The sequence below is a fragment of the Curtobacterium sp. Csp1 genome (assembly GCF_013347185.1).
On the sequence record NZ_CP054594.1, the window covers coordinates 2179959 to 2206957 of the forward strand.

Annotated in this window: 27 protein-coding genes and 1 pseudogene; 14 read left to right on the top strand and 14 right to left on the bottom strand. The window is 73.1% G+C overall.

All coding sequences use genetic code 11. The annotated features are described in order from the left end of the window. Positions 1-23: 23 nt before the first annotated feature. The 3 genes from HUN58_RS10435 to HUN58_RS10445 form a co-directional block, all read right to left on the bottom strand. A complete protein-coding gene (locus HUN58_RS10435; RefSeq protein ID WP_141859870.1) occupies positions 24-1517 on the bottom strand; it encodes an LCP family protein in 1494 nt (497 codons plus the stop codon). A gap of 168 nt (positions 1518-1685) precedes the next feature. Then, a complete protein-coding gene (locus tag HUN58_RS10440) occupies positions 1686-2336 on the bottom strand; it encodes a GntR family transcriptional regulator (protein WP_180225818.1) in 651 nt (216 codons plus the stop codon). 12 nt (positions 2337-2348) lie between these two features. Beyond that, positions 2349-4484, bottom strand: a complete 2136-nt coding sequence (locus HUN58_RS10445; RefSeq protein ID WP_180225819.1) for an efflux RND transporter permease subunit — start codon at positions 4482-4484, stop codon at positions 2349-2351. Positions 4485-4555: 71 nt separating this feature from the next. Here HUN58_RS10445 and HUN58_RS10450 point away from each other — a divergent pair, with 71 nt between their 5' ends. Next, on the top strand, positions 4556-4954 hold the full coding sequence (locus HUN58_RS10450) for a MarR family winged helix-turn-helix transcriptional regulator (RefSeq protein WP_175325485.1): 399 nt from the start codon (positions 4556-4558) through the stop codon (positions 4952-4954). Positions 4955-5023: 69 nt separating this feature from the next. Beyond that, the gene (locus tag HUN58_RS10455) at positions 5024-6130 is read left to right on the top strand and encodes an LCP family protein (protein WP_180225820.1); all 1107 of its coding nucleotides are present in this window, start codon (positions 5024-5026) and stop codon (positions 6128-6130) included. Between the two features lie 94 nt (positions 6131-6224). Here the strand turns inward: HUN58_RS10455 and HUN58_RS20935 are convergent, their stop codons facing one another. The 5 genes from HUN58_RS20935 to HUN58_RS10480 all read right to left on the bottom strand — a co-directional run bounded on the left by HUN58_RS20935 (position 6225) and on the right by HUN58_RS10480 (position 11230). Next, complete coding sequence (locus HUN58_RS20935) at positions 6225-6896, bottom strand: transglycosylase family protein (protein ID WP_180225821.1); 672 nt, start codon at positions 6894-6896, stop codon at positions 6225-6227. Between the two features lie 361 nt (positions 6897-7257). Further along, positions 7258-8409 carry a 23S rRNA (uracil(747)-C(5))-methyltransferase RlmC gene (rlmC, locus tag HUN58_RS10465; protein WP_180225822.1) on the bottom strand — a complete coding sequence of 384 codons (1152 nt, stop codon included), beginning with the start codon at positions 8407-8409 and terminating at the stop codon, positions 7258-7260. Between the two features lie 7 nt (positions 8410-8416). Then, positions 8417-9553, bottom strand: a complete 1137-nt coding sequence (locus tag HUN58_RS10470) for a glycosyltransferase (protein ID WP_180225823.1) — start codon at positions 9551-9553, stop codon at positions 8417-8419. Between the two features lie 63 nt (positions 9554-9616). Beyond that, entirely contained in the window at positions 9617-10486 is an 870-nt protein-coding gene (locus HUN58_RS10475) for an SMP-30/gluconolactonase/LRE family protein (RefSeq protein WP_180225824.1), read from the bottom strand. 24 nt (positions 10487-10510) lie between these two features. Continuing rightward, positions 10511-11230 carry an SDR family oxidoreductase gene (locus HUN58_RS10480; protein ID WP_141859856.1) on the bottom strand — a complete coding sequence of 240 codons (720 nt, stop codon included), beginning with the start codon at positions 11228-11230 and terminating at the stop codon, positions 10511-10513. 66 nt (positions 11231-11296) lie between these two features. On the opposite strand from HUN58_RS10480, the gene HUN58_RS10485 reads away from it, so the two are divergent. The 8 genes and pseudogenes from HUN58_RS10485 to mnhG all read left to right on the top strand — a co-directional run bounded on the left by HUN58_RS10485 (position 11297) and on the right by mnhG (position 18499). Further along, the gene (locus HUN58_RS10485; RefSeq protein ID WP_141859854.1) at positions 11297-12052 is read left to right on the top strand and encodes an SDR family NAD(P)-dependent oxidoreductase; all 756 of its coding nucleotides are present in this window, start codon (positions 11297-11299) and stop codon (positions 12050-12052) included. Between the two features lie 367 nt (positions 12053-12419). Beyond that, positions 12420-12728: pseudogene (locus tag HUN58_RS20510) on the top strand (proton-conducting transporter membrane subunit); the annotation flags it as partial. A gap of 97 nt (positions 12729-12825) precedes the next feature. Beyond that, a complete protein-coding gene (gene mbhE / locus HUN58_RS10490) occupies positions 12826-15120 on the top strand; it encodes a hydrogen gas-evolving membrane-bound hydrogenase subunit E (protein ID WP_254631446.1) in 2295 nt (764 codons plus the stop codon). Then, positions 15117-15539 carry a Na(+)/H(+) antiporter subunit C gene (locus HUN58_RS10495; protein WP_058741433.1) on the top strand — a complete coding sequence of 141 codons (423 nt, stop codon included), beginning with the start codon at positions 15117-15119 and terminating at the stop codon, positions 15537-15539. Before mbhE ends, HUN58_RS10495 begins: the two co-directional genes overlap by 4 nt. After that, positions 15536-17227: a Na+/H+ antiporter subunit D gene (locus HUN58_RS10500; RefSeq protein ID WP_058741434.1), complete on the top strand. Its 1692-nt coding sequence runs from the start codon at positions 15536-15538 to the stop codon at positions 17225-17227. The genes HUN58_RS10495 and HUN58_RS10500 overlap by 4 nt, the downstream gene beginning before the upstream one ends. Beyond that, complete coding sequence (locus HUN58_RS10505; protein ID WP_114850685.1) at positions 17224-17805, top strand: Na+/H+ antiporter subunit E; 582 nt, start codon at positions 17224-17226, stop codon at positions 17803-17805. Before HUN58_RS10500 ends, HUN58_RS10505 begins: the two co-directional genes overlap by 4 nt. Then, positions 17802-18146 (top strand): sodium:proton antiporter, encoded by a 345-nt coding sequence (locus HUN58_RS10510; protein ID WP_114850684.1) that lies wholly within the window; start codon positions 17802-17804, stop codon positions 18144-18146. Before HUN58_RS10505 ends, HUN58_RS10510 begins: the two co-directional genes overlap by 4 nt. After that, complete coding sequence (mnhG, locus tag HUN58_RS10515; protein ID WP_180225826.1) at positions 18143-18499, top strand: monovalent cation/H(+) antiporter subunit G; 357 nt, start codon at positions 18143-18145, stop codon at positions 18497-18499. Before HUN58_RS10510 ends, mnhG begins: the two co-directional genes overlap by 4 nt. 39 nt (positions 18500-18538) lie before the next feature. Here mnhG and HUN58_RS10520 read toward each other — a convergent pair whose 3' ends face one another. Then, on the bottom strand, positions 18539-19513 hold the full coding sequence (locus tag HUN58_RS10520; RefSeq protein WP_180225827.1) for an NAD-dependent epimerase/dehydratase family protein: 975 nt from the start codon (positions 19511-19513) through the stop codon (positions 18539-18541). A 52-nt stretch (positions 19514-19565) separates the two neighbouring features. Beyond that, positions 19566-20783, bottom strand: coding sequence for an MFS transporter (locus HUN58_RS10525; RefSeq protein ID WP_180225828.1), 1218 nt, complete (start codon positions 20781-20783; stop codon positions 19566-19568). A gap of 156 nt (positions 20784-20939) precedes the next feature. Between HUN58_RS10525 and soxR the strand changes: the two genes are divergently transcribed. After that, positions 20940-21428, top strand: a complete 489-nt coding sequence (gene soxR / locus HUN58_RS10530) for a redox-sensitive transcriptional activator SoxR (RefSeq protein ID WP_180225829.1) — start codon at positions 20940-20942, stop codon at positions 21426-21428. Positions 21429-21508: 80 nt separating this feature from the next. Here the strand turns inward: soxR and HUN58_RS10535 are convergent, their stop codons facing one another. Continuing rightward, positions 21509-21952 carry a MarR family winged helix-turn-helix transcriptional regulator gene (locus HUN58_RS10535; RefSeq protein WP_114850680.1) on the bottom strand — a complete coding sequence of 148 codons (444 nt, stop codon included), beginning with the start codon at positions 21950-21952 and terminating at the stop codon, positions 21509-21511. A gap of 46 nt (positions 21953-21998) precedes the next feature. Between HUN58_RS10535 and HUN58_RS10540 the strand changes: the two genes are divergently transcribed. Further along, positions 21999-23258: a multidrug effflux MFS transporter gene (locus tag HUN58_RS10540; protein WP_114850679.1), complete on the top strand. Its 1260-nt coding sequence runs from the start codon at positions 21999-22001 to the stop codon at positions 23256-23258. Here the strand turns inward: HUN58_RS10540 and HUN58_RS10545 are convergent. Next, on the bottom strand, positions 23242-23970 hold the full coding sequence (locus HUN58_RS10545) for a phosphatase PAP2 family protein (RefSeq protein ID WP_114850678.1): 729 nt from the start codon (positions 23968-23970) through the stop codon (positions 23242-23244). The two genes, HUN58_RS10540 and HUN58_RS10545, sit on opposite strands and share 17 nt — an antisense overlap. 106 nt (positions 23971-24076) lie before the next feature. Between HUN58_RS10545 and HUN58_RS10550 the strand changes: the two genes are divergently transcribed. Continuing rightward, on the top strand, positions 24077-24574 hold the full coding sequence (locus HUN58_RS10550) for a MarR family winged helix-turn-helix transcriptional regulator (RefSeq protein ID WP_180225830.1): 498 nt from the start codon (positions 24077-24079) through the stop codon (positions 24572-24574). Between the two features lie 102 nt (positions 24575-24676). On the opposite strand, the gene HUN58_RS10555 is transcribed toward HUN58_RS10550, so the two are convergent. Beyond that, a complete protein-coding gene (locus HUN58_RS10555; RefSeq protein WP_180225831.1) occupies positions 24677-24973 on the bottom strand; it encodes a Dabb family protein in 297 nt (98 codons plus the stop codon). 179 nt (positions 24974-25152) lie between these two features. Then, positions 25153-26040, bottom strand: coding sequence for an SDR family oxidoreductase (locus HUN58_RS10560; RefSeq protein ID WP_058742871.1), 888 nt, complete (start codon positions 26038-26040; stop codon positions 25153-25155). 127 nt (positions 26041-26167) lie between these two features. Here HUN58_RS10560 and HUN58_RS10565 point away from each other — a divergent pair, with 127 nt between their 5' ends. After that, positions 26168-26986: an SDR family oxidoreductase gene (locus tag HUN58_RS10565; RefSeq protein ID WP_114850676.1), complete on the top strand. Its 819-nt coding sequence runs from the start codon at positions 26168-26170 to the stop codon at positions 26984-26986. Positions 26987-26999: the final 13 nt, after the last annotated feature.

The following is a 26999-nucleotide window of genomic DNA, read 5'->3' on the forward strand; positions in this document are numbered from 1 at the left end:
CACAGCACCCTGCCGGGCAGCACTCAGTTGATGCAGACGCCTTCCTTGCCGTACGACTTCACGTCGGTCGACGACGGCGACGGCTCCGACGACTCCGACGAGGACGACGACTCCGGCGCAGCGGGTTCGGACGAGCCGGCGTCCGGCGACGCGGGGGCGGCTGGGGCGGACACGGTCTTGCCGTCGGACCCGAGCACGAGCGTCACGCCGGTCACCTTCGTCGAGCGCACCGCGACGGCACCGGGCACGACCGCGGCGACGGCCTTCGCCTGCGCCTCCTGGCCCGCCGGGTACTGCACCTGGGTGGTCTTCGTCTCGTCGGAGGACCCCGGGGCGCCGACCTGGAAGCCGCGCGCTGTCAGGTTCTCTCCCGCGGCGGCCGCGGCACCCGTGACACCGCTGCCGTTCAGCACCGTGACGGTCGTCGCCGCGGGCTCCGCAGCGGTCGCCTTCGTGTACTCCTCGGGCTCGCCGACGAGTCCCTGCACGAAGGCGGGCAGCCCGACGGTGTCGACCTGGACGATCGACAGCGCGGAGCCGCCGACGTAGATCGTGGGGGTGCCGAGCGTCGGGATCGTCGCCGACTGGATGTTCCCCGGCCGCAGGTTCCGCATCTGCGTCGCGAGCGAGATGAGGTCGGTGTCGGTCTGCACCGAGCCGCCCACCGCGCTGAGGATGTTGTTCATCTTGACGGGGTTGAGCAGGGTCCCGGCGGAGAGCACCTTGCGGGCCTCCTGCGACAGGAAGTACTGCTGGCGGACGTTGCGGTCGAGGTCGCCGTTCGGCAGTCCGTGCCGCTGCCGCACGAAGGAGAGCGCCTGCTTCGCGTCGAGCTGCGACGTCCCCGCGGGCAGGTCCACCCCGGAGTACGGGTCCTTGGCGGGCTGGTTCAGGCAGACCTCGACCGGCCCGAGTTCCTTGACGACCTGGTAGAAGCCGAGCAGCGAGACGCGCACGTAGTGGTCGATCGTCAGGCCACTGAGGTCCTGGATCGTCTGGATGAGGAGCTTCGCGCCGCCGGTGTCGCCACCGCCGTTGAGCGTCCCGTAGTAGAAGGCGCTGTTGAGCTTGCCCTTGCCGACGCCCGGGATGTCGACGTACGAGTCGCGCGGGAACGAGATCATCGTCGCCTGGGACCCGTCGGCGCTGATGTGCAGCACGATCATCGTGTCGGTGTTCGTCGCGCCGCCGTCGGACTCGGTGCTGAGCTCCGCCATCTCCTCCGGCGTCGCGTTGTCCGGCCGGTGGTCGTCACCGACGAGCAGGATGTTCTGCGCGGTGCCGTCGACGTCGTCCGCCCCCTTGGCCTTCGGGACGATCGCGTCGATCTTCGTGACGTTGTTGGACAGGCTCGCGTACGCGAACGCGGCGTACCCGCCGGTGAGGACCAGGCCCATCGCCAGCACTCCCGCGACGGCGGGCAGGACGACCCCGCCCCCGCGCTTCTGGCGCCCGTGGCGCGGCGGCACGTGGCCGCGGCGGGCGCGGCGCGTCGTCTGCTCGGGATCGATGCTCACCCGGAAACCATAACCGCACAGCGTGGAACGGACAGGGAGAGTCCTGGACACTCGCCCCGGCGCGGGGCCGGGACGGGCCGGACGGGAGGCACGTGGCGGCGCCGCCACGTGCCTCCCGTCCGGCACGCACCGCGTCCGCGACCGCAGCCGCGTCGCGGTGCCGATCCGTCAGGAGCGCGTCGGGAGCAGGTGGATGGCCTCCATCGCCAGCTCGGCGGCGATCGGGTCCTCGGCGAGGACGGCGGCCTTCAGGTCGTCGAGCTCGGGCCGGACGACCTCGATCGGGACGAGCTCGGCGAACTCCGGCACGCGCAGCTTGAACGCGAGGCCGTCCGTGGTCGCGCGGCAGAGCTGCGCGAGCGACGGGTTCCCGCAGGCGTCGGCCCACATCCCGTACAGGTCCGAGCCCTCGCGGACGACCTCGGCCTGGTGCTGCGCGTCCATCCGGGCCGCGACGTCGTCGAGCATCGCGACGATCTTCTTCCGCTCCGCCGCCGTGAACCGCGGCACCGCGAGCCGGACGACTCCGCCGTAGATCACGCCGAGCGTCCGGAATGCGTCGAGCATCTCGTCCTTGGACGGTGCGGCGACCCGCGTGTAGCGGTTCGGCGCCATCTCGATGAGGCCGGCCCGGGCGAGCTCCGCCAGCGCCTCGCGGATGGGCGTCCGGGAGACGCCGAGCCAGGCGATCAGGTCGTCGTCGTTCAGACGTTCGCCGGGCTCGAGCGTGCCGTCCATGATCGCGTCACGGATCTTGTCCTGCACGGTGTCGCGGAGGAGCTTCCGCTCGGCGGCCGGCTGCGTGGAGGGTACGGGCATGGGACCAGCGTGTCACATGTGATGGGTCGCGCGCGAGCGGCGCGACGGCCACCATGCGCGGCGATCGAGGTCGTACACGACCGCCGGCACGAGCAGGGAGCGGACCACGACCGTGTCGAGCAGGACGCCGAACGCCACGATGAACGCGATCTGCACGAGGAACAGGATCGGGATGACGCCGAGCGCCGCGAACGTCGCCGCGAGGACGATGCCCGCCGAAGTGATCACGCCGCCCGTCGCCCCGAGGCCGCGGAGCACGCCCTCGCGCGGTCCGTGCCGCAGGGCCTCCTCGCGGACCCGGGTCATGAGGAAGATGTTGTAGTCCACCCCGAGCGCCACGAGGAACACGAACGAGAACAGCGGGACCGAGGGGTCGGCGCCCGGCAGGTGCAGGACGTGGTCGAAGACGAGCGCGCCGACGCCGAGCGCGGCCACGAAGGACACGATGACGCTCCCGATGAGCACCAGGGGCGCCACGACGCTCCGCAGCAGCAGCATCAGGATGAGCAGGATGACCACCAGCACGATCGGGATGATGACCGTCCGGTCGCGGATGCCGGTGTCGTTCGTGTCGAGGGCGGTGGCGGTGACCCCGCCGACGAGCGCGTCCGGCGCCACCCGCTCCACCGCGGTCCGCAGGTCCCGCACGGTCTGCTCCGCGCGTGCCGAGTCGGCGGGTGCGGTGAGCGTGGCCTCGAGCAGGACGTCCCCGCCCGAGACCGTCGGGTCGGCGACCGGTCCCCGGGCAGCAGTGTCGGCCTTCGTCGTGGTGCCGACGGGGGTGGTCCCGGACGGGCTGTCCTTCGCCGCCGCCACGACGCCGTCCACCCCGTCGACCGAGCGGATCGCCGTGACGAGCCGGTCGAGGTCGCGCTCCGGGCCGATCACCTGCGCGGGGCTCCCGGAGCCGCCGGGGAAGTGGTCGGCGAGGACGTCCTGGCCGTCCCGGGCCTGCGAGGACCCGATGACGAGGTCGCTCTGCGGGACACCGTCCGCCCGGAGCCCGACGATGCCGGCCCCCATCGCGAGCAGGGCCACCGTGCAGACCACCCACACCGTGCGGGTCCGACGCGCCACGAGCCGCCCGACGCGCGCCCAGAGGCCCCGGGCGTCCGGCCCGGTGAGCACCTTGTGCGCGCTGCCGTACGCCGGCCGCAGCGGCCAGAACGCAGCCCGCCGGAACGCCATCAGGAGCGCCGGCAGCAGAGTGAGGGCGGCGAGCAGGCTGAACGCGATGCCGATGGCCGCGACCGGACCGAGCGCCTTGTTGGAGTTGAGGTCCGAGAACAGCAGGCACAGCACGCCGACGATGACGGTACCGCCCGAGGCGACGATCGGCTCGACAGCGCCGCGCAGGGCCGCCTTCGTCGCACCCCAGCCGGTCCGGTGGTCCCGCAGCGCCTCGCGGTACCGGGCGGTGTACAGGAGCGCGTAGTCCGTCGCGGCACCGATCACCAGGATCGACAGGATGCCCTGCACCTGGCCGTTCACGGTGACGATGCCGGCGTCCGCGAGCCAGTACACGACGAGGATCGAGGCGCAGAGGGCGAAGGTCGCGGTACCGAGCACGAGCACCGGCAGGAGCGGCGAACGGTAGACGACGACGAGGATCACGAAGACCGCGGCGAGGGCGACCCCGAGCAGGATGCCGTCGATGCCCGCGAACGCCTCGGTCAGGTCGGCCGTGAAGCCCGCCGGACCGGTGACGTACCCGGAGAGCCCGGCGGGCAGCGCGTCCTCGACGTCGGCGCGGATCGACGCCACCGCCTCACCGGTCTCGGCGTCCTGGGTCAGCGTCGCCACGATCTCGACCGCGTCGCCGTCCTCGCTCGGGATGACCGGGCTCACCCCCTGGACGTCGCTCCGGTCGCCGAGCGTCGCGGCGAGCTGCTCGGCCGCGGTCCGGTCGCCGTCGCGGAGCCCGCCGTCCCGGTCGAGCACGACGATCGCGGGCGCCCCGGACGCCTGCCGGAACGCCGAGGAGCGCTCCTGCACCTTCGTCGCGTCGGCCGAGGCCGGCAGGAAGGACGTCTGGTCGTTGGTCGCGACGTCGGAGATCTTGCCGAAGACCGGACCGCCGACGGAGGCGACGACGAGCCAGACCACGATGACGACGGCGGGCAGCACGATGCGGAGGAAGCGGGGCACGACGGCGAGCGTACACGGATCGTCAGCATGCTGATCACTTTGGTCGTCCGGGCGCGCCGTAGACTCCGGTCATGCACGAGCAGGCGGAGCAGTGGCCCCTCGGCCGCCTGCTCTCCGCAGCAGCCCGGGCCGTCGAGCGCGACTGGGACGAGCGGCTCCGGGCGATCGGGCTGACCCACGCAGCGCTCATCGCCATCGACATCCTGATCCGGACCGGGCCGACCGGCGCCGACACCCTCGCACGGACGGCGCACGTCCGACCGCAGACGATGTCCCTGACGCTCGAGCGGGCCGAGCGTGACGGGCTCGTCGAGCGGACGCCGCACCCCGACGACCGTCGACGCCGGGTGGTCTCGGTCACCGATGCCGGACGCGCAGCGTGGGACACAGCGCGGCACATCGAGCGCGAGGTGCTGCCCGACGACGACGCACTCCGGGAACGACTGACGAGGATCCTGTCCTCCGACTGATATTCGCATATCACCTGCGGTATGCTGGCGTCGTCGACGTCAGGGTCGACCCGACCCGCAGGAGCAGCCGTGCCCGACCGTGCCGACGTCCCGTCCCCCGTCTCCGAGCGCCGCGCCGCCCGCGCGGCGGCCGAGGCCGAGCTCCGAGCATCCCGGGGCAGCCGCCGCCCACGGCCCGACCAGCAGGCACGCAAGCCACGCCGTCGACGTCCGGACCTCCGCGCGGTCCTCGCCGCGACCGCCTCGCTCGCCGGCGTCGCCACCGTGCTGGCCGTCGTCGGGGCGGTGTTCGTCGGCGGACTCGTCCGGAGCTTCGACACCGAGAAGGACGTCATCGCCGACGCGTTCCCGACCGGGGAGCGTCCCGCCCCGACGGCCGGCGCGCAGAACGTCCTGCTCATCGGCTCGGACTCGCGAGCAGCCCGCGACCCCGACGGCGACCAGGCCCTCGGCGGGCGGTCCGATGCCCTGATGCTCGCGCACGTCCCGGCGGACCGGCACGCGGTCTACCTGATGTCCATCATGCGCGACGCCTGGGTCGACGTGCCCGGCCACGGCCAGGCGAAGATCAACGCGGCGTACTCGTGGGGCGGCGTCCCCCTCACCGTGCAGACCGTCGAGCAGCTGCTGGACGTCCGGATCGACCACGTCGCCGAGATCGACTTCGCCGGGTTCGAGGACCTGACGGACGCGCTCGGCGGTGTCACCGTGTCGTCGCCACAGGCCTTCACCACCGGTGGTCACACCTTCACTGCGGGGCCGAACCGGCTCGACGGCGCCGAGGCCCTCGCGTTCGTGCGCGAACGGCACGCCTTCGCCGATGCCGACCACACCCGCGTGCGCAACCAGCAGGCGTTCATGCGGGGGGTGTTCCAGCAGGCTCTCTCCCGCGGGACTCTCACCCAGCCCGGTCGGATCCAGGAGGCCGTCGCCGTGACCAGCCGCCACCTCGCGGTCGACCCGGGCCTGGACGCCCCGACGCTCTTCGGGCTGGGCTGGTCCCTCCGTGGCGTCCGGGCCGACGACCTCCGGACCTTCACGATGCCGACCGCGGGCTCGGGCACGAGCGCCGACGGCCAGTCGTACGTGACGCTCGACGACGGCGACCGGCGGACGCTCGCCCAGTCCCTCCGCTCCGACGACCTCGACCGGTGGCTCGCCGCCCGGAACCACTGACCCCACACCGACCCGGACCCGGACCCGGACCCGGACAGCACGAGACCCCCGCGACGTTCGTTCGCGGGGGTCTCGTGCTGGATCGGGAGGTCGATCAGGCGGGGAGCTGCAGCTCCTGGCCGGCGTAGATCAGGTTCGCGTCGTCGATGGTCGACGTGTTCGCGGCCCACAGCTTCATGTAGCCGCCGTCGATGCCGAGCTTCGTCGCGATGCTGTCCAGGGTGTCGCCGGACTGGATCGTGTACGTCTTGCCGCTCGTCGGGACCGCGGCGGGCTTCGACGGCGCAGCGGGCTTCGCCGCCTGCGTGGTCGCCGGCGCCGTGCGCTGCTGCGGGGCGACCTGCTTCGGCGCCGCCTGCTGCGGGGCGGCCTGCTGGGGAGCGGCCTGCTGCGGGGCCGCGGCCTGCGGTGCTGCACCGGCGGTCCCGCTCAGGCCGAGCTTCGCGGAGCAGGCCGGCCAGGCGCCCCAGCCCTGCGAGGCGAGGACGCGCTCGGCCACGGCGATCTGGGCCTCGCGGCTCGCCGACGCCGGGTTGCCCGAGCCGCCGTTCGCCTGCCAGGTGCCGAGGGTGAACTGCAGGCCGCCGTAGTAGCCGTTGCCGGTGTTGATGGCCCAGTTGCCGCCGGACTCGCACTGTGCAAGCGCGTCCCAGGTCGAGCCGGACGCTGCGTTCGCGGGCGCCGCCGCGAGGCCGACACCGGTCGCGGCGATGCCGGCGAACGCCAGGCCACCGACGATGGTGCGGGTACGGGAAAGCTTCTTCATGGTTGATCGCTCCACCGGGACCACGGACCGCACGCCGCCGGAGCGGTCTCGGTCGCCACTGCCCGTCCCGACCGATCGCGGTCGTGTCGTGGGGTGCGCCTCCGGGGGCAGTGGTCTCGTGCCGGCGGCGTCTGGTCGGCCACCATAGGAAACTCAGGACTGTTATCAAACCGAGACCAACGGTTCTACCCGTTGCTGCTATGTACCCCACCGCTGTTCCTGTACGCGGCGATCGCCGCGTCCATGGTGATCGCGCCGTACCCGGGTACGTGACCTTGGCAGTTCCCTGGCAATGCGACGGGCTGGAGGCGCGGGGCGGGCTGGTGCAGAGCCTCCCGTCCGTCCCCTGGTCGCCTCCTGGTCAGTCCCTGGACAGCAGGGTGACCGCCTCGAGGTGGCCGGTCTGGGGGAACATGTCGAGCACCCGCGCGCGGCGCAGCCGCAGCGACGGCATGCGGGCGAGGTCCTTCGCGAGGGTCACCGGGTTGCAGCTCGAGTAGACGACGTGCTGCACGTCGGACTGCTCGAGCCAGCTGGACAGCGTCTCGCCGATGCCCCGCCGGGGCGGGTTCACGACGACGAGCTCGGGGACGGCGTCCGGACGAGCGCGGAGGGCGTGCTCGGTCGCGTCGTCGGCGGCGAAGCGCACGTCGGACAGACCGGCCTCGCGCGCGGACTGCTTCGCGGAGCGGACGGCATCACGGCTCGTCTCGATGCCGGTCACGGCGCGTCCGGGGCGTGCAGCGTGCAGGGCGAAGCCGCCGACGCCGCAGTACAGGTCCCACATCGACGTCGGTCCCACCTCGTCGATCCACGTCGACGTCTGGCCGTACAGCTGCGCGGCGACGGAGGTGTTCGTCTGGAAGAAGCTCTGCGGCCGGAGGTGCATCGTGACGTCGTCGAAGCGCATCGGCAGCGTCTCCTGCTCGGTGAGCACGACCTCGCGCTCCCCCTCGGTCACGGCCTTGTGCTCCGGGAGCAGGTTCACGGTGACGACGACGGCCTCGGGCAGCACCTGCCGCAGGGCGCCGAGGTGCTCGCGGAGGCGCGGGAGCTGCCCCTCCGAGCGGAGCACGAACCGGACCATGAGCTCGCCGTCCGGGGACTCCGTGACGAGCACGAACTTCAGCTCGCCCCGACGGGCCGCGACGTCGTACGGGATGAGCCCGACGTCCGCGACGAAGTCCGCCAGGACGGGGAGCGCCCGCTGGACGCCGGGCGTGCAGATGCCGCAGTGCCGCAGGTCGACCCCGCGCTGACGGTCGTCGAGGATGCCGATCGTCGGCCGCTGGACGGTCCCGCCGACGACCATCTTCGCCTTGTTCCGGTAGCCGGACTCCGGGCTCGTGATCGCCGGGAGCCAGGAGACCGCTGCCGCACCCCCGGCGTGCTCGACGGCGTCGCGCAGGAGCTCGCGCGTGCGGATCTCCTTGTCGAGCACCTGGTCGGCGTAGGGCTGGCCCATCAGGGTGCAGGACCGGCACACCCCGCGGTCGAAGTAGTCGCACTGCATGGCCGGGTCAGGATACGGCAGCGAACTCCCGGACACGGTGGCCGGACACCTCTGCGAGCAGTCGCTCGTAGGCGGCGCACACCGAGGGCCAGTCGTACGCCGAGGCCGCCCGGGCCCGCACAGCCGTCCGGAGCGCCCGCTGCGCTGCCGGATCCTCGAGCAGGTCCGTCACGGCGTCCGCGATGGCCGCCGGCTCCGGCTGGACCAACCGGGCACCGGTGTCGGCGAGGACCTCGCGGTTGTAGACGGTGTCTCGGGCGACCACCGGGGCACCGCAGTGCATCGCCTGGACGAGCGCGGGGTTGGTCCCGCCGACGCTGTGCCCGTGGAAGTAGGCGCCGGCGTGCTGCCAGAGCGCGAGGAGCCGGGCGTCGTCCGAGACGTGGCCGAGCCAGCGGACCCGCGGGTGCTCGTCGGCGAGCGCGCGGGCCTGCTCGTCGAGGTCGCCGCCGTACCCGGTGGACCCGACGATCACCACCGGGTGCCGCTCGCCGATCCGCCGCGCCGCCGCGAGGAACTCCGGCACGGTGTTCTCCGGGACGAACCGGGCGACCAGGAGCGCGAAGGGCACGCCGTGGAGGTCGGCGTCGTCGTCGTGGAGCGGCAGTGGGCCGAGCTCCGTGCCGCCGTAGGGGATGACGGCGCCGTCCCGACCGAGCTCCCGACGCCAGTAGCGTCCGATCGCCTCGGCGTCGAAGACCAACTCGGTCCCCCACCGCGCAGTCATCCGGGCACCCCACCAGAACACGGTCCGAGCGAGGCGCCCCCACTTCGCACGCTCCCACTCGAGGCCGTCGACGTTGACGACCGCGGGGATGCCGGCGAGACGGAGGAGTGGGAGCCAGTACCCGTTCGCACAGTTCATCACGAGGACGGCGTCGGGGCGGCGGCGCAGGACGTCGAGCGTGGCGGTGAGCCCGTACGTGAGCGTCGACAGCGACCGGGTCTCGAGTCCGCGGGTCGTGCGCCGGGCGACGCGTGGGTCGAGGTGCGGGTCGTCGGACCGCTCCTGACCGGGACGACCGTAGACCGTGACGTCCCAGCCGGCGTCGGCCAGCGACGGGGCGAGCTGTCGGACGGCGGTCTCGAACCCGCCGTAGTAGGACGGGTACCCCCGCGTCCCGATGATGGCGACCTCGGGCATGACGACACTCCTGATCTCTCGGCTGCGGTGGAATACTACATCGCAGTCGACCAGAACGGAATGTCAGATGCTGGTTGCGTCCCGGGTCGTGGTGCGCAGGCGGTGCACGGACGTGGTCGCGGTGACGAAGAGCGTGCGACCGTCGGCGCCGCCGAAGCACAGGTTCGCGACGACCTCGGGCACCGGCACGTCGCCGATCCGGGTGCCGTCCGGTGCGAACACGGAGACCCCGCGGTGGGTTGACGACCACACGTGGCCGTGCTCGTCGACCCGGATGCCGTCCGGCACCCCCTCCCCGGGGTCGAGGCGGACGAACTCGCGGCCGTTCTTGACCCGGGCGCCGTCGCGATCGTAGGCGCGGATCACGGGCAGGTCCGCGGAGGAACTGGCGACGTAGAGCACCCGCTCGTCGGGCGAGAACGCGAGGCCGTTCGGCTCGTCGCAGTCGAGCACGACCGGTCGCAGGTCCTCGCCGTCGGGGCCGCACCGGAACACCCAGTGGTCGCCGTACTCCCGCTCGCCGGGGTGCCCCTCGCGCGGCTGCGTGATGCCGTACGCCGGGTCGGTGAACCACACGCTGCCGTCCCGCGCGACGACGACGTCGTTCGGCGAGTTGAGGCGTCCGCCGGCCCACGCGTCGACGATCGGGGTGACGACGCCGTCCCGGTCCCGTTCGACCCGACGGCGGCCGTGCGAGCACTGGACGACCGAGCCGTCGCGGTCGAGCACGCGGCCGTTCGTGAACTCGACCCCGGTGGCGTACTCGGTCGTCTCCCCGGTGTCCTCGTGCCACTGGAGGATGCGGTCGCCGGGGATGTCCGACCACCGCAGGGTGCCGGTGGCGGGGACCCAGCACGGCCCCTCGGCCCAGGTGCTGCCGGTCGCGATCCGCTCGAGCGCGGTGGGGTCGGGGACGAGGTCGGTGAGCTGCACGGGGGTCTCCTCCGGGATCTGCGGTCAGTGCTGCGCGACGGGGGACAGCACGAGTTCGTCGATGCGGACGTGCGGCGCGGCGCCGAGCACGAACGCGACGGTCCGTCCGACGTCCTCGGGCTGCAGCATGCGCGCCCGGGCGTCCGCGTCCGGCACGACGGGGCGCTGGTCGAGGAAGTCCGTCGCGACGTCGCCGGGGCACAGGTGGGTCGCCCGGACCCCGTGCTGCGCCTCCTGCTGGTTGAGCGTCCGCACCACCGAGCCGAGCGCGGTCTTCGACGCCGAGTAGGCGACGCCGGCGCCCGGCTGGAACGACCACCCGGCGTAGGACGACACGGCGACGACCACGCCGCCGGTGGCGCGGAGGGCGGGCAGGGCGGCATCGACGACGGTCACGACGGCCGTCAGGTTCGTGTCGAGGACGGCGCGGACCTGGTCGAGCGACTGGTCGTCCCACCGGCGCCGGGGCGTGTTCAGGCCCGCCGCGAGCAGCAGTCCGTCGAGCCTCCCGTGCCGTTCGAGCACCGTGTCCCGCGCCGTACGCACGGCGTCGGCGTCGGCGACGTCGACGGGCAGGACGTCGGCGGTGCCACCCGCGGCGCGGATCGTCGCGGCGACCTGCTCGAGCCGGTCCGCCCGACGCCCGCTGAGCACGACCGTCCAGCCGTCCCGCGCGGCCGCGACGGCTCCGGCCGCCCCCATGCCGCTGCCGCCACCCGTGGTCCAGAGCACCTTCGCCGTCATGGTGGAACAGTATGGCTCTCGCGGCGTCGCGGTGGTCGGCGCGCGACACCGACGACAGGAGCGACGATGCACCTCGACCTGACCGACCGCGTGGTCCTCGTGACCGGGGCCGCCCGAGGGATCGGCGCCGTGCTCGCCGACCGGTTCGTGACCGAGGGCTGCCGGGTGGTGGCGCTCGACCTCGCGTTCCCGGACGCACCGACGACCGGCGTCGACCAGGTCCGCTGCGACGTGACCGACCCCGCGTCCGTGCGCGCGGCGGTGGACGGGGTCGTCGCCCGGCACGGCACGGTCGACGTACTCGTGAACAACGCCGGCATCAACGTCGAGGGGACGGTCGCCGAGCTCGGGTGGGACGCCTGGCGCCGGTGCATGGACGTCAACGTCGGCGGCACGTTCCTGGTGGCCCAGGCGGTCGCGCCGGTCATGCAGGCCGCCGGACGCGGACGGATCCTCAACGCGGCGTCGTTCGCGGCGATCGTGCCGAGCGTCGGGAGCGCGGCGTACGCGGCGTCGAAGTCCGCGGTCGTCGCCTTCACCCGGGTGCTCGCGTCCGAACTCGGGCCGTGGGGCATCACCGTGAACGCGTACGCGCCGGGCATGGTGCCGACGGCGATGAACGGGTTCGCCGAGATGCCGTCCGCCGCGCAGGACCGGCTGCTCGACACGCTGTCGATCCGGCGGTGGGAATCGGCCGACGACGTCGCGGACCTGCTCGTGTTCCTCGCGAGCGACGCAGCCGGGTACGTCACCGGGACCCTCGTCGACGTGTCCGGCGGGAAGCTCGCGACGCAGATCCCCGCGAAGGCGTACGAGCGCTGACCCGCAACGCCCGCGCCGGTCGCGGTGCAGAGTGGTGGGGCAGTCTGCTCCCGCACGTCGCCGGCTGTCCGGCCGTACAGGAAGTTGCCAACCGCCTGCTCGTAGGCTGTGAGGGCCCAGTGAGCCGGACTGCAGCCCGACCCCGAGGAGGTGCCCGATGGTCTCCGTCCTCGTCGCGTTCGCGATCGTCGCCCTGATCGTCCCCGCCCTGACCCCCCTGCTCGGCCGCCACGTCTTCTCCGTCGCTGCCCTCGCACCGGCCGCTGCCGCGGTGCTGACCGTCGCCCGGACGGACGCCGCACTGCACGGCGGGGTGACGAGCACGTGGCGGTGGATCCCCGAGCTCGACCTGGCGATCGCACTGCGGATGGACGCCCTGTCGTGGGTGCTCGCGCTCGTGGTGTCCGTCGTCGGCACCCTCGTGCTCGTGTACTGCGCGTCGTACTTCGGTCGCGACGAACCCGGGACCGGCCGGTTCGCGGGCGTCCTGACCGCCTTCGCCGGCTCGATGTACGGGCTCGTGGTCGCCGACGACGTGATCGTGCTCTTCGTGCTGTGGGAGGCGACGACCGTCTTCTCCTACCTGCTCATCGGGCACGACGCCGCGAAGCGCGCCAGCCGCGCGGCCGCCATGCAGGCCCTCATCGTCACGACCGCCGGTGGTCTGGCGATGCTCGCGGGGCTCGTCGCCCTGTCCGTGACCGCGGGGACCTCGAGCCTGTCCGGCATCATCGCGCGGGCCCCGGAGCTCGTCGACCGGCCGGGTCGCCGTCGTGCTCGTGCTCCTCGGCGCCCTGACGAAGTCGGCGATCGTCCCCTTCCACTTCTGGCTCCCCGCCGCGATGGCCGCCCCGACCCCGGTCAGCGCCTACCTGCACGCCGCGGCGATGGTGAAGGCCGGCATCTACCTCGTCGCCCGGCTGGCCCCCGCGTTCGCGCTGGTGACCGGCTGGCGCGAGACCGTCACGGTGCTCGGCGTCGCCGGCATGCTCATCGGCGGGTACCGCGCCCTGCGCCAGACCGACGTCAAGCTCCTGCTCGCGTACGGCACCGTCGCGCAGCTCGGCTTCCTGGTGCTCGCGGTCGGATGGGGCGTGCCGGCCCTGGCGCTCGGCGGGGTCGCCCTGCTCGTCGCGCACGCCACCTTCAAGTCGACGCTCTTCCTGGTCGTCGGGGCGGTCGACCACGCCACCGGCACCCGCGACCTCCGGAAGCTCAGCGGGCTCGGGCGCCGCACGCCGTGGCTCGTCGTGGTGAGCGTGCTCGCCCTCGCGTCGATGGCCGGGCTGCCGCCGACGATCGGCTTCGTCGCGAAGGAGGCCGTGCTCACCGGCTTCGTCGAGGAGCTGCACGGTGCCCAGGCCGGGTGGGCGTGGGTCGCCCTGATCGGGGTCACGCTCGGGTCGGTCCTGACCGTGGCGTACTCGCTGCGCTTCCTCTGGGGCACCTTCGCCCGGAAGCCCGGGGTCGCGGCCACGGAGCCGCACGGACTGCACGGCCTCGGCGTCGTGCCGTCGGTGCTCGCCGTCGCCGGGGTCGTCCTCGGCCTGCTGACCCCGGTGGTCGCGCACGGCATCGAACCGGCTGCCGCCGATGCCGCCCTCCCGGGCGAGGTCCCGCACCTGGCGCTCTGGCACGGACTGGAGCCCGCCCTCGGCATCTCCGCGCTGACGCTCCTGGGCGGCACGGCCCTGTTCCTGCTCCGTCGCCCGGTCGGTGCCCTGCAGGACCGGCTCGAGGGCTCGCCGAGCGCCTCGGGCACGTACCGCCGGCTGATGCGCGGGCTCGACCGCTTCGCGACCGGCCTGACCGCCAGCCTGCAGCGCGGCTCGCTCCCCTACTACCTCACCGTGATCCTGTCGGTGTTCGTCGCCGGCGCCCTCGCGAACCTGGTGCTCGGCGGGCCGTGGGCGTTCCACGTCCGGTTCGCGGACTCGTGGGGCCAGGTGCCCGTCGTCGTCGTGATGGCGATCGCGGCGATCGCCGTGCTCACCGCGAAGACCCGCTTCGCCGCGGCCGTCCTGGTCGGCGTCACCGGCTACGGCATGTCCGTGCTCTTCGTCCTGCACGGCGCCGTCGACCTCGCGCTCACGCAGCTCGTGGTCGAGACCGTGACGCTCATCGCGTTCGTGCTCGTGCTCCGCCGGCTCCCCCCGCGGATCGCGACCGCGAACCCCTCGCGGTTCCGGATCGTCCGCGCGCTCTTCGCCGCCCTCGCCGGGGTCACCCTCGCGGTCGTCGTCGTCGTCGCGGCCTCCGCCCGGACGGCCGAGCCGCTCTGGCCGGACCTGCCCGCGCTCACGAGCTCGTTCGGGCACGGCCTGAACGTCGTGAACGTCGCCCTCGTCGACCTGCGCGGCTGGGACACCCTCGGCGAGCTGACCGTCGTCGTCGCCGCGGCCACGGGCGTCGCGAGCCTGATCTTCCTGGACTCCCGCGAGGACACGCTCCCGCGGCTCCGGGACCTGCCCTCGAGCGTGACGAGCGACAAGCACCGCCCGGACGGGGAACCCCGCGCCTGGCTGCCGACGAGTGCCGCGATCCCGACCGGTCGCTCGGCCCTGCTCGACGTGGTCGTGCGCCTGCTGTTCCACGGGCTCATCGTCCTGTCGCTCTACCTGCTGTTCGCCGGGCACAACGCCGCCGGCGGTGGGTTCGCCGGCGGTCTCGTCGCCGGGATCGCGCTCGCTGCCCGGTACCTCGCCGGTGGTCCGGCCGAGCTCGGCGCCGCCGCCCCGGTCCGCGCCGGACGCCTGCTCGGGCTCGGGGTCGCGACCGCGGCGACGACCGCGATCGTGCCGCTGTTCTTCGGGAAGGAAGCCCTGTACTCCGAGTTCTTCGAGGCCACCGTCCCCGTGCTCGGCCACGTGGAGTTCGTCACCGCGACGTTCTTCGACATCGGGGTCTACCTGGTCGTCGTCGGGCTCGTGCTCGACGTGCTCCGGAGCCTCGGTGCCGAGGTCGACCGCCAGCGCCTCGAGGACTCCCGCGCCCCGATCGCCGACACGACCGAGTCCGACCCCGCCGACAACGCCGCAGCCTCGACCCCGGAAGGGAGTGCCGCATGACCATCACGCTGGTCCTCGTCATCGCGATGGCGGTGCTGTTCTCGTGCGGGGTGTACCTGCTGCTCGAACGCTCGCTGACGCGGATGCTGCTCGGCTTCCTGCTGCTCGGCAACGCGCTCAACCTGCTGCTGCTCATCATGTCCGGCGCCGCAGGCCGGCCGCCGATCGGCAAGTCCGCCGAGGGCATCACCGACCCGCTCCCCCAGGCCTTCGCCCTCACCGCGATCGTCATCACCTTCGCCGTGAGCGCGTTCCTCCTCGCGCTCATCCACCGGTCCTGGAAGCTCTCCCGCGCCGACGAGGTCGAGGTCGACGAGGCCGACGCCGCGATCGGCAAGGACCGCGACGACCCGGCGGACGAGGACCCCGAGATCGACACCGACCCCGAAGCCGCGCAGCGCGAGGAGGCCTCCCGATGACCTGGCTCGTCCCGCTGCTCGTCCTCGTCCCGCTGCTCGGCGCGGCCGTCGCGCTCGGGCTGCTCCGGCACCAGAAGCTCCAGCGTGCGATCACCGTCGCGGTGCTCGCGGTCGCCGTCGCGGTCGCGGCGACGCTCATGGTCCTGGTCGACCAGCACGGCACGATCGTCGTGCAGGTCGGCGGCTGGGAGGCGCCGTACGGCATCTCGCTGGTGGTCGACCGGTTGAGCGCCCTGCTCCTCACCGTGAGCGCGAGCGTGCTCCTGCTCGTCCTGCTGTTCTCGATCGGGCAGGGCCTGGCCGCGGACGACGAGGACGCCCCGGTCACGATCTTCTACCCGACCTACCTCGTGCTCGCGGCGGGTGTCCTCGACGCGTTCATGGCCGGCGACCTCTTCAACCTCTACGTCGCGTTCGAGATGCTCCTGGTGGCGAGCTACGTGCTCATCACCCTCGGCGGCAGCGAGCAGCGGGTGCGCGCCGGCACGACGTACATCGTCACGAGCCTCATCGCGTCGGCGATCTTCCTCGCCGCGATCGGCCTGGTGTACGGGGCCACCGGCACCGTGAACATCGCGCAGATCTCGCAGCGCATGGCCGAGCTCCCGGAGCACGTGCAGCTGCTCCTGCACACCATGCTGCTCATCGGGTTCGGCATCAAGGCCGCCGTGTTCCCCCTGGCGTTCTGGCTGCCGGACTCGTACCCGACCGCCCCGGCCCCGGTCACGGCGGTGTTCGCGGGCCTGCTCACGAAGGTCGGCATCTACGCGATCATCCGCCTCGAGACGATCATCTTCCCGAGACCGCAGCTCAACACGGTCCTGCTCGTCGTGGCGGTCCTGACGATGATCGTCGGCGTGCTCGGCGCGGTGTCGCAGACCGACGTCAAGCGACTGCTGTCGTTCACGCTGATCAGCCACATCGGCTTCATGGTGATGGGCATCGGCCTCGGCACGGTCGCGGGCACGGCGGCCGCGGTGTTCTACACGGTGCACCACATCGTCGTGCAGACCACGCTGTTCCTGGTGTCGGGCGTGATGGAGCGCGTCGGCGGCACGACCTCGAGCCGGTCGCTCGGCGGGCTGCTCAAGGCGGCACCCCTCCTGGCAGCGCTGTACCTGGTCCCGGCGTTCAACCTCGGCGGGATCCCGCCCTTCTCCGGCTTCATCGGCAAGCTCGGCTTGTTCCGCGCAGCGGCCGAGGACGGCTCCCCGATGGCGTGGGTGACGGTCGCCGCCGGGGTCGTCACGAGCCTCCTGACCCTGTACGCGCTGATGCGCGTCTGGGACGCCGCCTTCTGGCGACCGAAGCCGGCCGCCGAGGCGGCGGCCCCGCACGTCACGACGGCCGAGCCGCACGCGCACCTGCGGTCGCCGGAACCGGCGCCCCTCACCGTCTCCGAGGAGACGGGCGAGGCGTACCACCCGGGAGGATCGACCACCGTCACCGACGCACCCCACGCGAGCAGCGCCTCCCGTCCGGCGACCGGCGCGACGGCCACCGCCGGCGAAGCGCCGGAGCCGGCCCGCCTGCCCCGCATGCTCGTCGCCGTCACGACGGTGGCGGTCCTCGGTTCGGTCGCCCTGACGGTCGTCGCCGGGCCGCTCTACGGCTACGCGACCCGCGCGGCGGAGTCCCTGGAATCCCCCGACCGCTACGTCCAGGCCGTCCTCGGAGGTGCGCGATGACCGACGTCCGTCGGATCTCGAACGCACGACGCATCGCCGTCGCGTGGCGCTACGACGTGCCGCTCGTCGCCGGGCTGACCGTGCTGTGGGCGCTGCTGTGGGGGTCGTGGACGGTCCTGACGCTGCTCTGCGGCGTGGTCGTCGCGCTGCTCGTCACCCAGCTGCTCCCGCTCCCGCCGGTCCCGCTGTCGAAGCGGCTCTCGCTGCCCCGGCTGCTCTGGTTCCTGGTGGTCTGGGCCGGGCTCGTCGTGGCGGCCTCGTTCCGGGTCGCCTGGGTCGCGGTCCGGCCGCGCGGTGTGCGGCGGAGCTCGATCGTGCTCGTGCAGCTGCACACGACGTCCGAGATGACCTTCACGCTCGCGACGCTGGCGATCTCGCTCGTGCCGGGATCGTACGTCGCCGACGTCGACCTGCCCCGTCGACGGCTGCTGCTGCACGTGCTCGACACCGAACGCGTCGAACAGGTGGAGGCCGCGACGCGCGAGGCGCACCGGATCGAGGAGATGGTGATCCGGGCGATCGGTTCGCGACAGGACGTGTCCGAGCTGGCCGAGCCGCTGCCGGAGGTGACCCGGTGAGCGCCGCGGTCGTCGTGATGGCCGTCGGGGTCGTCCTGCTGCTCGTGCTGCTCGGTGCGACGCTCGCCCTGGCGGTCGGTCGGATCGTCCGCGGGCCGACCATCCTGGACCGGATGATCGGCTCCGACATCGTGCTGACCACCGCGCTCATCGTCATCGCCGCGGCGATGGTGGTCCGCCGGGACCTGACCGCCGTGCCGGTGCTCGTGGTCATCGCGGCCACGAGCGTGTTCGCCACGATCGCGGTCGCCCGCATCGTCACCCCGTCGTCCGACCCCTCCGACGAGGGCCTCGACGCGACCACCCCGGAGCACGCCGTCGACGAGGAGCGCCGCCCGTGATCGAGATCCTCGAGTCCTTCCTCGACACCGCCGGCGTCCGCGCCTGGGTCGCCCTGGTCCTGCTGCTCGTCGGCGCCGCGCTGTCCCTCGCGGCGGCGATCGGCATCGTGCGGTTCCCGGACCCCCTCGTCCGGCTGCACGCGATGGCGAAGCCGCAGGTCCTCGGGCTGGCGATGGCGCTCGCGGCGGTCGTCGTCGCGGTGGGGACCTGGACGGCGTTCTGGGTCGTGCTGCCCGTGATGGTGTTCCAGCTGTTCCTGGTGCCGGTGTCGTCGCACATGATCGCCCGGGCCGGTCTGCGGTCGAACGACTACCGGCACGAGGACCTGCTGGTCGATCACACCGAGGACTGACCCGGCGGCCCGGCCGGTGCGGCCGGGGCGTCGCTGCCGTCAGCGCCCGGTGAGCAGTGCGTCCTCCTCGTCGTCGGACAGCCCGGCGCCGTGCGGGTGCTGCGGCTGCCGCACCGCCCAGGCCAGGGCGTCGCACAGGGTCTCGGCGAGCGGACGCAGCGTCAGTCCCGCACGGACCGCCCGGGCGTTCGACCGGTCGTTCATCCCCTGGTGGTCCGCGTCGGGGATCCAGAGCGGCAGCGATCGCGCGCCGGCCCACGGCGCGACACCGTGCCCGAGCAGGGTGTCGTCGTCGAGCGCCACGACCGGCGCGGACGCCCCCGCGACGCTCCGCGCAGCGCCGAGGTGCTGGCGCAGGGTGACGGGGTCGCCGGTGACGTTCGAGACACCCGGCCGACCACCCTCCGCGGCACCGACGAGCCAGGCGGCGAGGTCGCGGACGTCGACGACCGCGGTGGGGCGGTCGTCGTCGGCCGGCACGACCACCGAGCGGCCGGTCGCGGCGGCGTGGGCGAACCGCCAGGGCCAGTACCCCGACCTGCCGGTGTGGTCGCCCGGTCCGCCGATGAGTCCCGCCCGGGCGATCGACGCGCGCTCCGGGCCGAAGCCGTCGGTCACCGTGCGCTCGCAGGCGACCTTCGCGGCGCCGTACTCAGCGGGGTCGTCGCTCGGTGGCAGCAGGGCCGCGGTCTCGTCGGCACCGCGCTCGGCGTGCGAGGCGTACACGCTGACGGTCGAGACGAACACGTACCGATCAGCGACCGGCTCGAGGGCCCGGACCGCACGGCGCACGTGCGCGGGCACCCGGGAGACGTCGACGACCGCATCCCACCGACCGTCGTCGACGACCGCATCGAGGGCGTCCGGGTGGTCCCGGTCGGCGACCACCGACCGAGCGCCCGCGGGGACGGCCGAGCCGCGGGCGAGGCACGTGACGTCGTGACCGGCGCGGAGGGCGTCGTCGACGACCGCGGCGCCGAGCCAGGCGGTGCCACCGAGGACCAGGAAGCGCATGCCGCCATCCTGCCCCGGTGAGCGGGCCTGCGGTCTCCGGCGGCCCGGCCGGTCAGGCCGTGCGGCGGGACAGCAGCAGGTTGAGCACCGCCGCGAGCACGACGATCGCCGCCGCGTACGCCGGGAAGGCCATCGCGGCACCGGTCCCGGCACGCTCGGCGACCTCGCCGACGACCGCGGACGCCACGGACTGCCCGACGATGACCGCCGAGCCGAGGATGGTCATCGTGGTCGCCGAGCGGCCGATCGGCGAGCGCTCGGACCCGAGGCTGTACTGCGCCACCAGGGTCGGCCCGATGCCGATGCCCATCAGGCCGAGCACGAGGGCCACGGCGCCGACGGAGTCCGCCGCCGCGAACGCCACCGCGCCGGCGAGCAGCACGACGCCGAAGGCGAGCCAGCGCCACCCGACGCCGAACGCCCGCGGGAAGGCCGCCGAGCCGAGCGCCAGGGCCGCGGAGCCGATGCCCATGATCCCGTAGAGCAGCCCCGCCTGGGACGACTCCCCGTGCTGCTCCATGAACGCGGTCAGCGACGTCAAGGTCGAGCCGAAGAAGAGGCCGACGCCGAGGATCCCGAGCACCACGACGACGAGCCGCGGGCGGAGGAGCTGCGTCGCGGGTGCCGGGATCTCGCGCTCGGCGCCGCCGACGACGAGCCGTCCGGTCGGGTGCAGCGCGAAGGCCGTCACGAACACCAGGGTCAGGGCGGCGGCACCGGCGACCGCGACCCACGGGGCGATCGCGCTCGCCAGGAGCCCGACCAGGAACGGTCCGACGATGAACACCGTCTCGTCGGCCGCGGACTCGTACGCCATGGTGCCGCTGAGCACGCGCTCGTGCCGCTGCGGCGCCATCCGCTGCCGGATGATCGCGACGAGCCGGGTGCGGGACATCGGGGCGACCTGCGGCGCGCTCGCGCCGATGCAGAACGACATCGCGAGGACGGCGAGGTCCGGCGCGGTGCCCGCGACGACGAACGGGAGCGCGCCGAGGAGCACCGCGTTCGCCAGGCCGACGGGCACCAGCACGGCGCGCTGGCCGAACCGGTCGGCGGCGGCACCGACCAGCGGGCCGAAGACGGCCGAGCCGATGCCGACGAAGGCGGAGTTGACACCGCCGAGGGCGACCGAGTCACGGGAGGCGACGACGAGCGTCAGGACGCCCACGACCATCATGGCGAACGGGAGCCGGGCGACGAACGCGATCGGGAAGTACCAGCGACCGGCGAGGGAGACGAGGGACGCATCGGTGCGTCGGGGTTGGAGCATCAGGGGTGTGCCTTCTGGGGCCGGCCTGGATCGAGCGGGCCCATCGGGTGCCGCCGTTGTCCGCCGGGGTGCCGACGGCCGGTAGATACACACTGCGTGTCTTGTTCGCGGTCGAGGGTACCAGGGGCCGCTGCGCGCGGTCGTAGGATCTCGACCATGGTGGAGATCCCGGAGCCGAAGCCGACCGACCTGCTCTCCATCGGCGAGGTCGTCCAGCGCACCGGGGTGGCCGCGTCGGCCCTGCACTTCTACGAGCGCAAGGGCCTGATCCACCCCGAGCGCACGACCGGCGGCACACGGCTGTACCCACGGCACGTCGAGCGGCGGATCGCGATCATCCAGGTCGCCAAGCGGCTCGGCATCCCGCTCGCCGAGGTCGCCGAGCAGTTCGCCGCGCTGCCGACCGACCGGATGCCGTCGCTCCGCGACTGGGCACGGCTCAACGAACGGTGGCGGGCACGGCTGCGGGCGCGCCAGCTCGAGCTCGAGCGGCTGCAGCAGGAGATGACGCAGTGCATCGGCTGCGGCTGCGTGTCGTTGAACGTGTGCCTGGTCGTCAACCCGGGCGACGCGCTCGGCGCGGAGGGTCACGGCGCCCGCCGGCTGCTCCCGATCGACGACGAGGCGTCGCGACAGCGCGCCTGACCGCTCGCCCGATCGCGCGGACCGGCCCCACACCGGACGGGAGGATCGTGGCGGGCCCGCCACGATCCTCCCGTCCGACGTCAGTCCCGTCGTCGCAGGCCGTCGTCGAGTCGTGCCAGCAGGGCCGCTGCGGCCTCGAGGCCGCGCTCGTCGCCGCCGAGGGCGGCGCGCAGCCGCCCCGCCCAGGACGCGTGCAGTCGGGCGATGCTCTCGTCGGCGAGCGGCGTCGGGTGCAGCTGGACGGTGCGGGCGTCCTCCGGGGCGGTGCGGCGCTCGACCATGCCCTTCGCGACGAGGGAGCGGAGCGCGGCGCTGCAGTTGCTGCGCTGGAGGGCCGTGGCCTCGGCGACCGCACTCGGAGAGGCCCCCGGGTTGCGGTGCACCCAGCGCATGACGAGCGCCTCGGTCCCGGTGAGCGGGACGATGTCGAGGGCGTGCTGGCCGTGCGGGTCGACCTCGCGACCGATGCGCAGGACGACGTCGGCGAACTCGGCGAGGGCGTCGTCGGAGACCGCTGGTGCCATGCGGTCACTGTACCGTCCCGACCGCATCAGTTATGCTTTCATAACCATGACGACCGACACCGGATCCATCCGCGCCACGACGGCGAAGCCCTCCTCCCGGCCGACGGGCATCACGACACCGCTGCTGCTCGTGCTCGGCCTGCTCAGCGCGGTCGCCCCGTTCGCGACCGACCTGTACCTGCCGGCGTTCCCGCAGATGACCACCGAGCTGGCGGCGTCCGCGACGACCGTGCAGCTGACCCTGACCGCCTTCCTGGTCGGGGTGACCGCCGGGCAGCTCGTGTTCGGCCCGCTGTCCGACCGGTTCGGCCGCGTGCCGCCGCTGCTGGCGGGGGCCGCGCTCTGCGTGCTCGCGAGCGCCGCCGCGGTGCTCGCGCCGAACGTCGCCGTGCTCGTCGTCGCCCGGCTGCTGCAGGGCCTGGGCGGCGCAGCCGGGATGGTGATCGGGCGGGCGGTGATCTCCGACCTCGCGACCGGCAAGCCCGCGGCGCGCGCGTTCTCGCTCATGATGATCGTCGGCGGGGTCGCCCCCGTGGTCGCGCCGCTGCTCGGCGGGCTGCTCACCGGGCCGATCGGCTGGCGCGGGCTGCTGACGATCGTGCTCGGGCTGTCGGTGGTGATGCTCGTCGCCGTGCTCGCGGTCGTGCGGGAGACGCACCTGCGCTCCCGGCGGGACGCGCTGCGCGCCGAGCGGGTGTCGGCCGGGTCGCCGCTGCGGGCGCTGCGCTCGCGGACGTTCGTCGGGTACACCGCGGTGTTCGGCTTCGCGTTCGCGGTGATGATGGCCTACATCTCGGCGTCGCCGTTCCTGTACCAGGGGATGCTCGGGCTCGACACGGTCGGCTACGGCATGGCGTTCGGCCTGAACGCGCTCGCGCTGATGGGTGTGAGCGTCCTGTCCGCCAGGCTCACCGCAACCCGTTCGGTCGAGGGCGTCCTGACGCTCGGGATCGTCCTGGTCGTGGCGTCGACGGTGGCGTTCGCGCTGCTCGTCGTCACCGGAGCCCCGGTCCTGTGGCTCGCCGTGCCGCTGTTCACCGCGGTGGGGTCGCTCGGCCTGGTGCTCGGCAACGCGACGGCGCTCGCGCTCGGGGCGGTGCCCGGGGTGGCCGGCAGCGCGTCGGCGGTGCTCGGGGCGCTGCAGTTCGGCCTCGCGGCGCTGGTGTCGCCGCTCGTCAGCCTGGGCGGGGAGGGCACGGCGGCGCCGCTCGCGGTGGTGATGCTCGCGTCGGCCGTCGTCGCCGTCGGGGCGCTCGTGGTGGCGCGGCGGCGCTCACGCCACGCGGGCGTCAGCGGCCGGGGCTGACCGGGACGGCGGCGCCCTCGCGCGGGCGGAGGAACGGGATCCGCGGGGTGGTCCAGTCGACCCAGACGACCCGTGCCGCCGGGGCCACCGCGAGTGCCCAGAGGATCGAGGCGGCCGCGTCCGTCGGGAAGTGCACGGCGTCGATCGACACCGACAGGAACACGACGACGATCGCCACGACGCCGAGGACCTGCGCGAGCCGGTGCCACCGGGTCTCGCGGACGACCCAGACGAGGGCGATGACGAACGCCGTGATGTAGACGGTGTGGCCGCTCGGGTAGCTCGGGTCGGGCTGCACGGGGAACGGGTGCGGCAAGAGCGCCACGTCCGGCCGGGCCCGGTGCACGATCTCCTTCACGACCGCCGAGGGCAGCCACGTGATCGCGATCGTCATCCCGAAGCCGAGCGCCGGTCGCAGGTCCCGGGCCCGCCACCAGATGATCCCCGCGACGACGAAGGTCAGCGCGATCGCCGGCACCGGGCTGATCACGTGGTAGACCGCGGTCGTGAAGGCCCCGAGGGCACCGACGTGCACGGTGTTGAACGCCTTCGCGAGCCCGAGGTCGACCGTGCCCAGGAAGAACCCGACGACGGTGAGCACCAGGACGGCGACGACCGCGACGAGGACCGTGGTGAGCGGGCGCGGGTTCGGTTCGAGGATGCCGACCACGTCGGCCGTGCGCCGACGGCGGCGGAACTCAGGGTCGGTCATCCGTCCATGGTGGCAGGGGCGACGGCTCCCGGGGCGCCGAGCCAGCAGCGCGAGCCTCCGAGAGCACTCAGGAGGTGCTTCGAACTCGCAGCACTAGACTGCCGCCGTGACCGAACCCGTGCCGCCGCTCGACCCCGCCGAACTCGGTGCCTACTTCTCGCTCATCGAGGTGAGCAGCCTGCTCCGGCACACGGTCGAGCAGCAGCTCAAGGACGCCGGGGGCCTGAGCTACGTGCAGTTCCAGCTGCTCGCCACGCTCGGCGACGCCGCGGACGGCAGCCTGCGGATGACCGACCTGGCGGACGGGGTCGTCTACAGCCGGAGCGGTCTGACCTACCAGGTGGGGCTGCTCGAACGGGACGGCCTGGTCGTGCGGGCCCCCTCGGCCGAGGACGAACGGAGCGTCACGATCTCGCTCACCGACGCCGGCCGCGCGCTGCTCGGTCGGGTCTTCCCCGGGCACGTCGAGGTGCTCCGGCAGCTGTTCCTCGTGCCCCTGTCGCGCGAGGACGTGCAGACGCTCGACGACGTCCTGGGCCGGGTGAAGGCGCACATGCGGACGGTCCCGCCACGGTCGGCACGGCCGCGGCGCAAGCAGGCCTGAGCGGTCGGTCGGTCGGTCGGCTCGGACCGGTCGGTCGGGCCGGTCGGTCGGGCCGGACCGGTCGGTCGGGCCGGACCGGTCGGTCGGGCCGGACCGGTGCCGTCAGTCGGCGACGTCGAACACCACGACGCGCTCGCTCGACGCCCGGATGTGGTCGGCGACCGGTCGGTGCTCCGGGTGCGGCAGGTAGGCGGCGAGCGCCTCGGGGTCCCGGAAGCGCACCGCGAGCATCCAGTCGAAACCGCCCTCCAGTCCCTCCGTGCTGATGCTCGGCCCCGAGTGCACCGACTCGACCCCCTCGATGCGGACGAGGTGCTCACGGCAGAGCGCGTCTGCGCGGCTCCCGGCCTCGTCGTCGCCTGCCCACGTCACCAGCACCACGTGCGTCACCCCGGCCATCGGCTGCTCCCGTCGTCGTGACCGATGCTGCCAGCGTGCCCCTGGGACGGACGGGAGGCACGGGGCGATGTCGCCACGTGCCTCCCGTCCGGTGTCACGCGCGTTCCGTCCCATCGCACCCGACATGGGATGCGGATCCGCGCGTACCGGGTCGGAACGAACGACCCGCTACGCGCGGATCAGAAGGCGGGGGTGCCTCCGGCGATCGTCACCGTCGAGCCCGACTGGTAGCTCGACTCGGGGCTGACCAGGTGCACGTAGGCGGCGCCGAGCTCGGCGGGCTGGCCCGGGCGACCGTACGGGGCCTGCTCGCCGAAGTGCGCCACCGTCTGCGCGTCGTCGGAGCCGGGCTGCAGCGGCGTCCACACCGGCCCGGGTGCGACCGAGTTCACGCGGATGCCCTTCGGTGCGAGCTGCTGGGCGACGGCCTCGGTGAAGGTCTTCACGGCGCTCTTCGAGATCGCGTAGTCGACCTTGTCGGGCGACGGGGTCGACGCCTGGATCGATCCGGTCGTGACGATCGTCGACCCGGGCTCGAGGTGCGGCACGGCCGCCTGCGTCAGCCAGAACAGCGAGTAGATGTTCGTCTTGAACGTCGAGTCGAAGTGCTCGGTCGACAGCGTCAGGATGTCGTCGTTGCTGTCCATGCGACCGGCGACCATGACGAGCGTGTCGAGGCCACCGAGCTCGTCGACGGCCTGCTGGACGAGGTCCTTGCAGTACTGCTCGTCGGAGATGTCGCCCGGGACGAGCACGGCACGGCGCCCCTCGGACTCCAGGAGGTCGCGGACCTGCTCGGCGTCCTCCTGCTCGTCGGGCAGGTAGGAGAGGACGAGGTCGGCGCCCTCGCGGGAGAGCGCGATCGCCGCCGCGCGTCCGATGCCGGAGTCGGCGCCGGTGACGATGCCGCGGAAGCCGGTGAGCCGCCCCTTGCCGACGTAGCTCTGCTCGCCGTGGTCGGGCTCCGGGTCCATCTTCCACGCGGCACCGGGCAGCGACTGTTCCTGCTCGGGGAACGGCGGCTTCGGGTAGAGGGAGATCGGGTCGCGCTTCTCGTACTGGCTCATGGGGCCATGGTGCTCGGCGGCTGCTCCGCGCCGGTCCAGCGGGTGCTGTCACCCGCGCACCCAGGCCACGCCCGGGCGACGGGCGTTGCCTGCTCGCGGTCACCCGAACAGCAACAGGAGGCACCACATGGCCAAGACCTGGTTCATCACCGGCGCATCGAAGGGCTTCGGCCGCGAGTGGGCGGAGGCCGCCCTGGAGCGCGGCGACTCCGTCGCGGGCACCGCCCGGGACACCGACGACGTGCAGGCGCTCGTCGAGCAGTACCCCGACACGTTCCTGGCGATCCGCCTCGACGTGACGGACAAGGACGCGGACGTCGCCGCCGTCCGGCAGGCCGCCGACCACTTCGGCCGGCTCGACGTCGTCGTGAACAACGCGGGCTTCGGACACTTCGGCATGGTCGAGGAGCTCACCGAGGACGAGGTCCGCGCGCAGCTCGAGACGAACTTCTTCGGAGCGCTCTGGGTCACGCAGGCGGCGCTGCCGATCATGCGCGAGCAGGGCTCCGGGCACATCGTGCAGGTGTCGAGCATCGGGGGCATCAGCGCCTTCCCGACCGTCGGCGCCTACCACGCGTCCAAGTGGGCGCTCGAGGGCCTGTCGCAGTCGCTCTCGCAGGAGGTCGCGGGCTTCGGGATCCACGTCACGCTCGTCGAGCCGGGCGGCTTCTCGACCGACTGGTCGGGCCCGTCCTCGAAGCACAGCGAGGAGCTCGACGCCTACGCGGACGTCCGCGAGGCCGCGTCGAAGCGCCCGTCCGCCTCCGACCCGGGCAAGCCCGAGGCCACGCGCTCCGCGATCCTCAAGGTCGTCGACGCGGACCAGCCGCCGCTGCGGGTCTTCTTCGGCAAGGCGCCGCTCGGCATCGCCGAGCAGGACTACGAGTCGCGCCTCGCGACGTGGCGCGAGTGGCAGCCGGTCGCCGAGGAGGCGCACGGCGCCTGACGCGGGTGCAGAC

Excerpts from the sequence above, each read along its gene's own strand:
- HUN58_RS10545 (WP_114850678.1), bottom strand. The coding sequence starts at position 23,970 with ATGACCGACCCTGAGTTCCGCCGCCGTCGGCGCACGGCCGACGTGGTC.
- HUN58_RS10520 (WP_180225827.1), bottom strand. The coding sequence starts at position 19,513 with ATGCGCTTCCTGGTCCTCGGTGGCACCGCCTGGCTCGGCGCCGCGGTC.
- HUN58_RS10540 (WP_114850679.1), top strand. The coding sequence starts at position 21,999 with ATGACGACCGACACCGGATCCATCCGCGCCACGACGGCGAAGCCCTCC.
- HUN58_RS10485 (WP_141859854.1), top strand. The coding sequence starts at position 11,297 with ATGCACCTCGACCTGACCGACCGCGTGGTCCTCGTGACCGGGGCCGCC.
- HUN58_RS10440 (WP_180225818.1), bottom strand. The coding sequence starts at position 2,336 with ATGCCCGTACCCTCCACGCAGCCGGCCGCCGAGCGGAAGCTCCTCCGC.
- HUN58_RS10525 (WP_180225828.1), bottom strand. The coding sequence starts at position 20,783 with ATGCTCCAACCCCGACGCACCGATGCGTCCCTCGTCTCCCTCGCCGGT.
- HUN58_RS10495 (WP_058741433.1), top strand. The coding sequence starts at position 15,117 with ATGACCATCACGCTGGTCCTCGTCATCGCGATGGCGGTGCTGTTCTCG.
- HUN58_RS10450 (WP_175325485.1), top strand. The coding sequence starts at position 4,556 with ATGCACGAGCAGGCGGAGCAGTGGCCCCTCGGCCGCCTGCTCTCCGCA.
- HUN58_RS10555 (WP_180225831.1), bottom strand. The coding sequence starts at position 24,973 with ATGGCCGGGGTGACGCACGTGGTGCTGGTGACGTGGGCAGGCGACGAC.
- rlmC (WP_180225822.1), bottom strand. The coding sequence starts at position 8,409 with ATGCAGTGCGACTACTTCGACCGCGGGGTGTGCCGGTCCTGCACCCTG.
- HUN58_RS10480 (WP_141859856.1), bottom strand. The coding sequence starts at position 11,230 with ATGACGGCGAAGGTGCTCTGGACCACGGGTGGCGGCAGCGGCATGGGG.
- HUN58_RS10560 (WP_058742871.1), bottom strand. The coding sequence starts at position 26,040 with ATGAGCCAGTACGAGAAGCGCGACCCGATCTCCCTCTACCCGAAGCCG.
- HUN58_RS10500 (WP_058741434.1), top strand. The coding sequence starts at position 15,536 with ATGACCTGGCTCGTCCCGCTGCTCGTCCTCGTCCCGCTGCTCGGCGCG.
- HUN58_RS10505 (WP_114850685.1), top strand. The coding sequence starts at position 17,224 with ATGACCGACGTCCGTCGGATCTCGAACGCACGACGCATCGCCGTCGCG.
- HUN58_RS10470 (WP_180225823.1), bottom strand. The coding sequence starts at position 9,553 with ATGCCCGAGGTCGCCATCATCGGGACGCGGGGGTACCCGTCCTACTAC.
- HUN58_RS10535 (WP_114850680.1), bottom strand. The coding sequence starts at position 21,952 with ATGGCACCAGCGGTCTCCGACGACGCCCTCGCCGAGTTCGCCGACGTC.
- HUN58_RS10565 (WP_114850676.1), top strand. The coding sequence starts at position 26,168 with ATGGCCAAGACCTGGTTCATCACCGGCGCATCGAAGGGCTTCGGCCGC.
- soxR (WP_180225829.1), top strand. The coding sequence starts at position 20,940 with ATGGTGGAGATCCCGGAGCCGAAGCCGACCGACCTGCTCTCCATCGGC.
- HUN58_RS20935 (WP_180225821.1), bottom strand. The coding sequence starts at position 6,896 with ATGAAGAAGCTTTCCCGTACCCGCACCATCGTCGGTGGCCTGGCGTTC.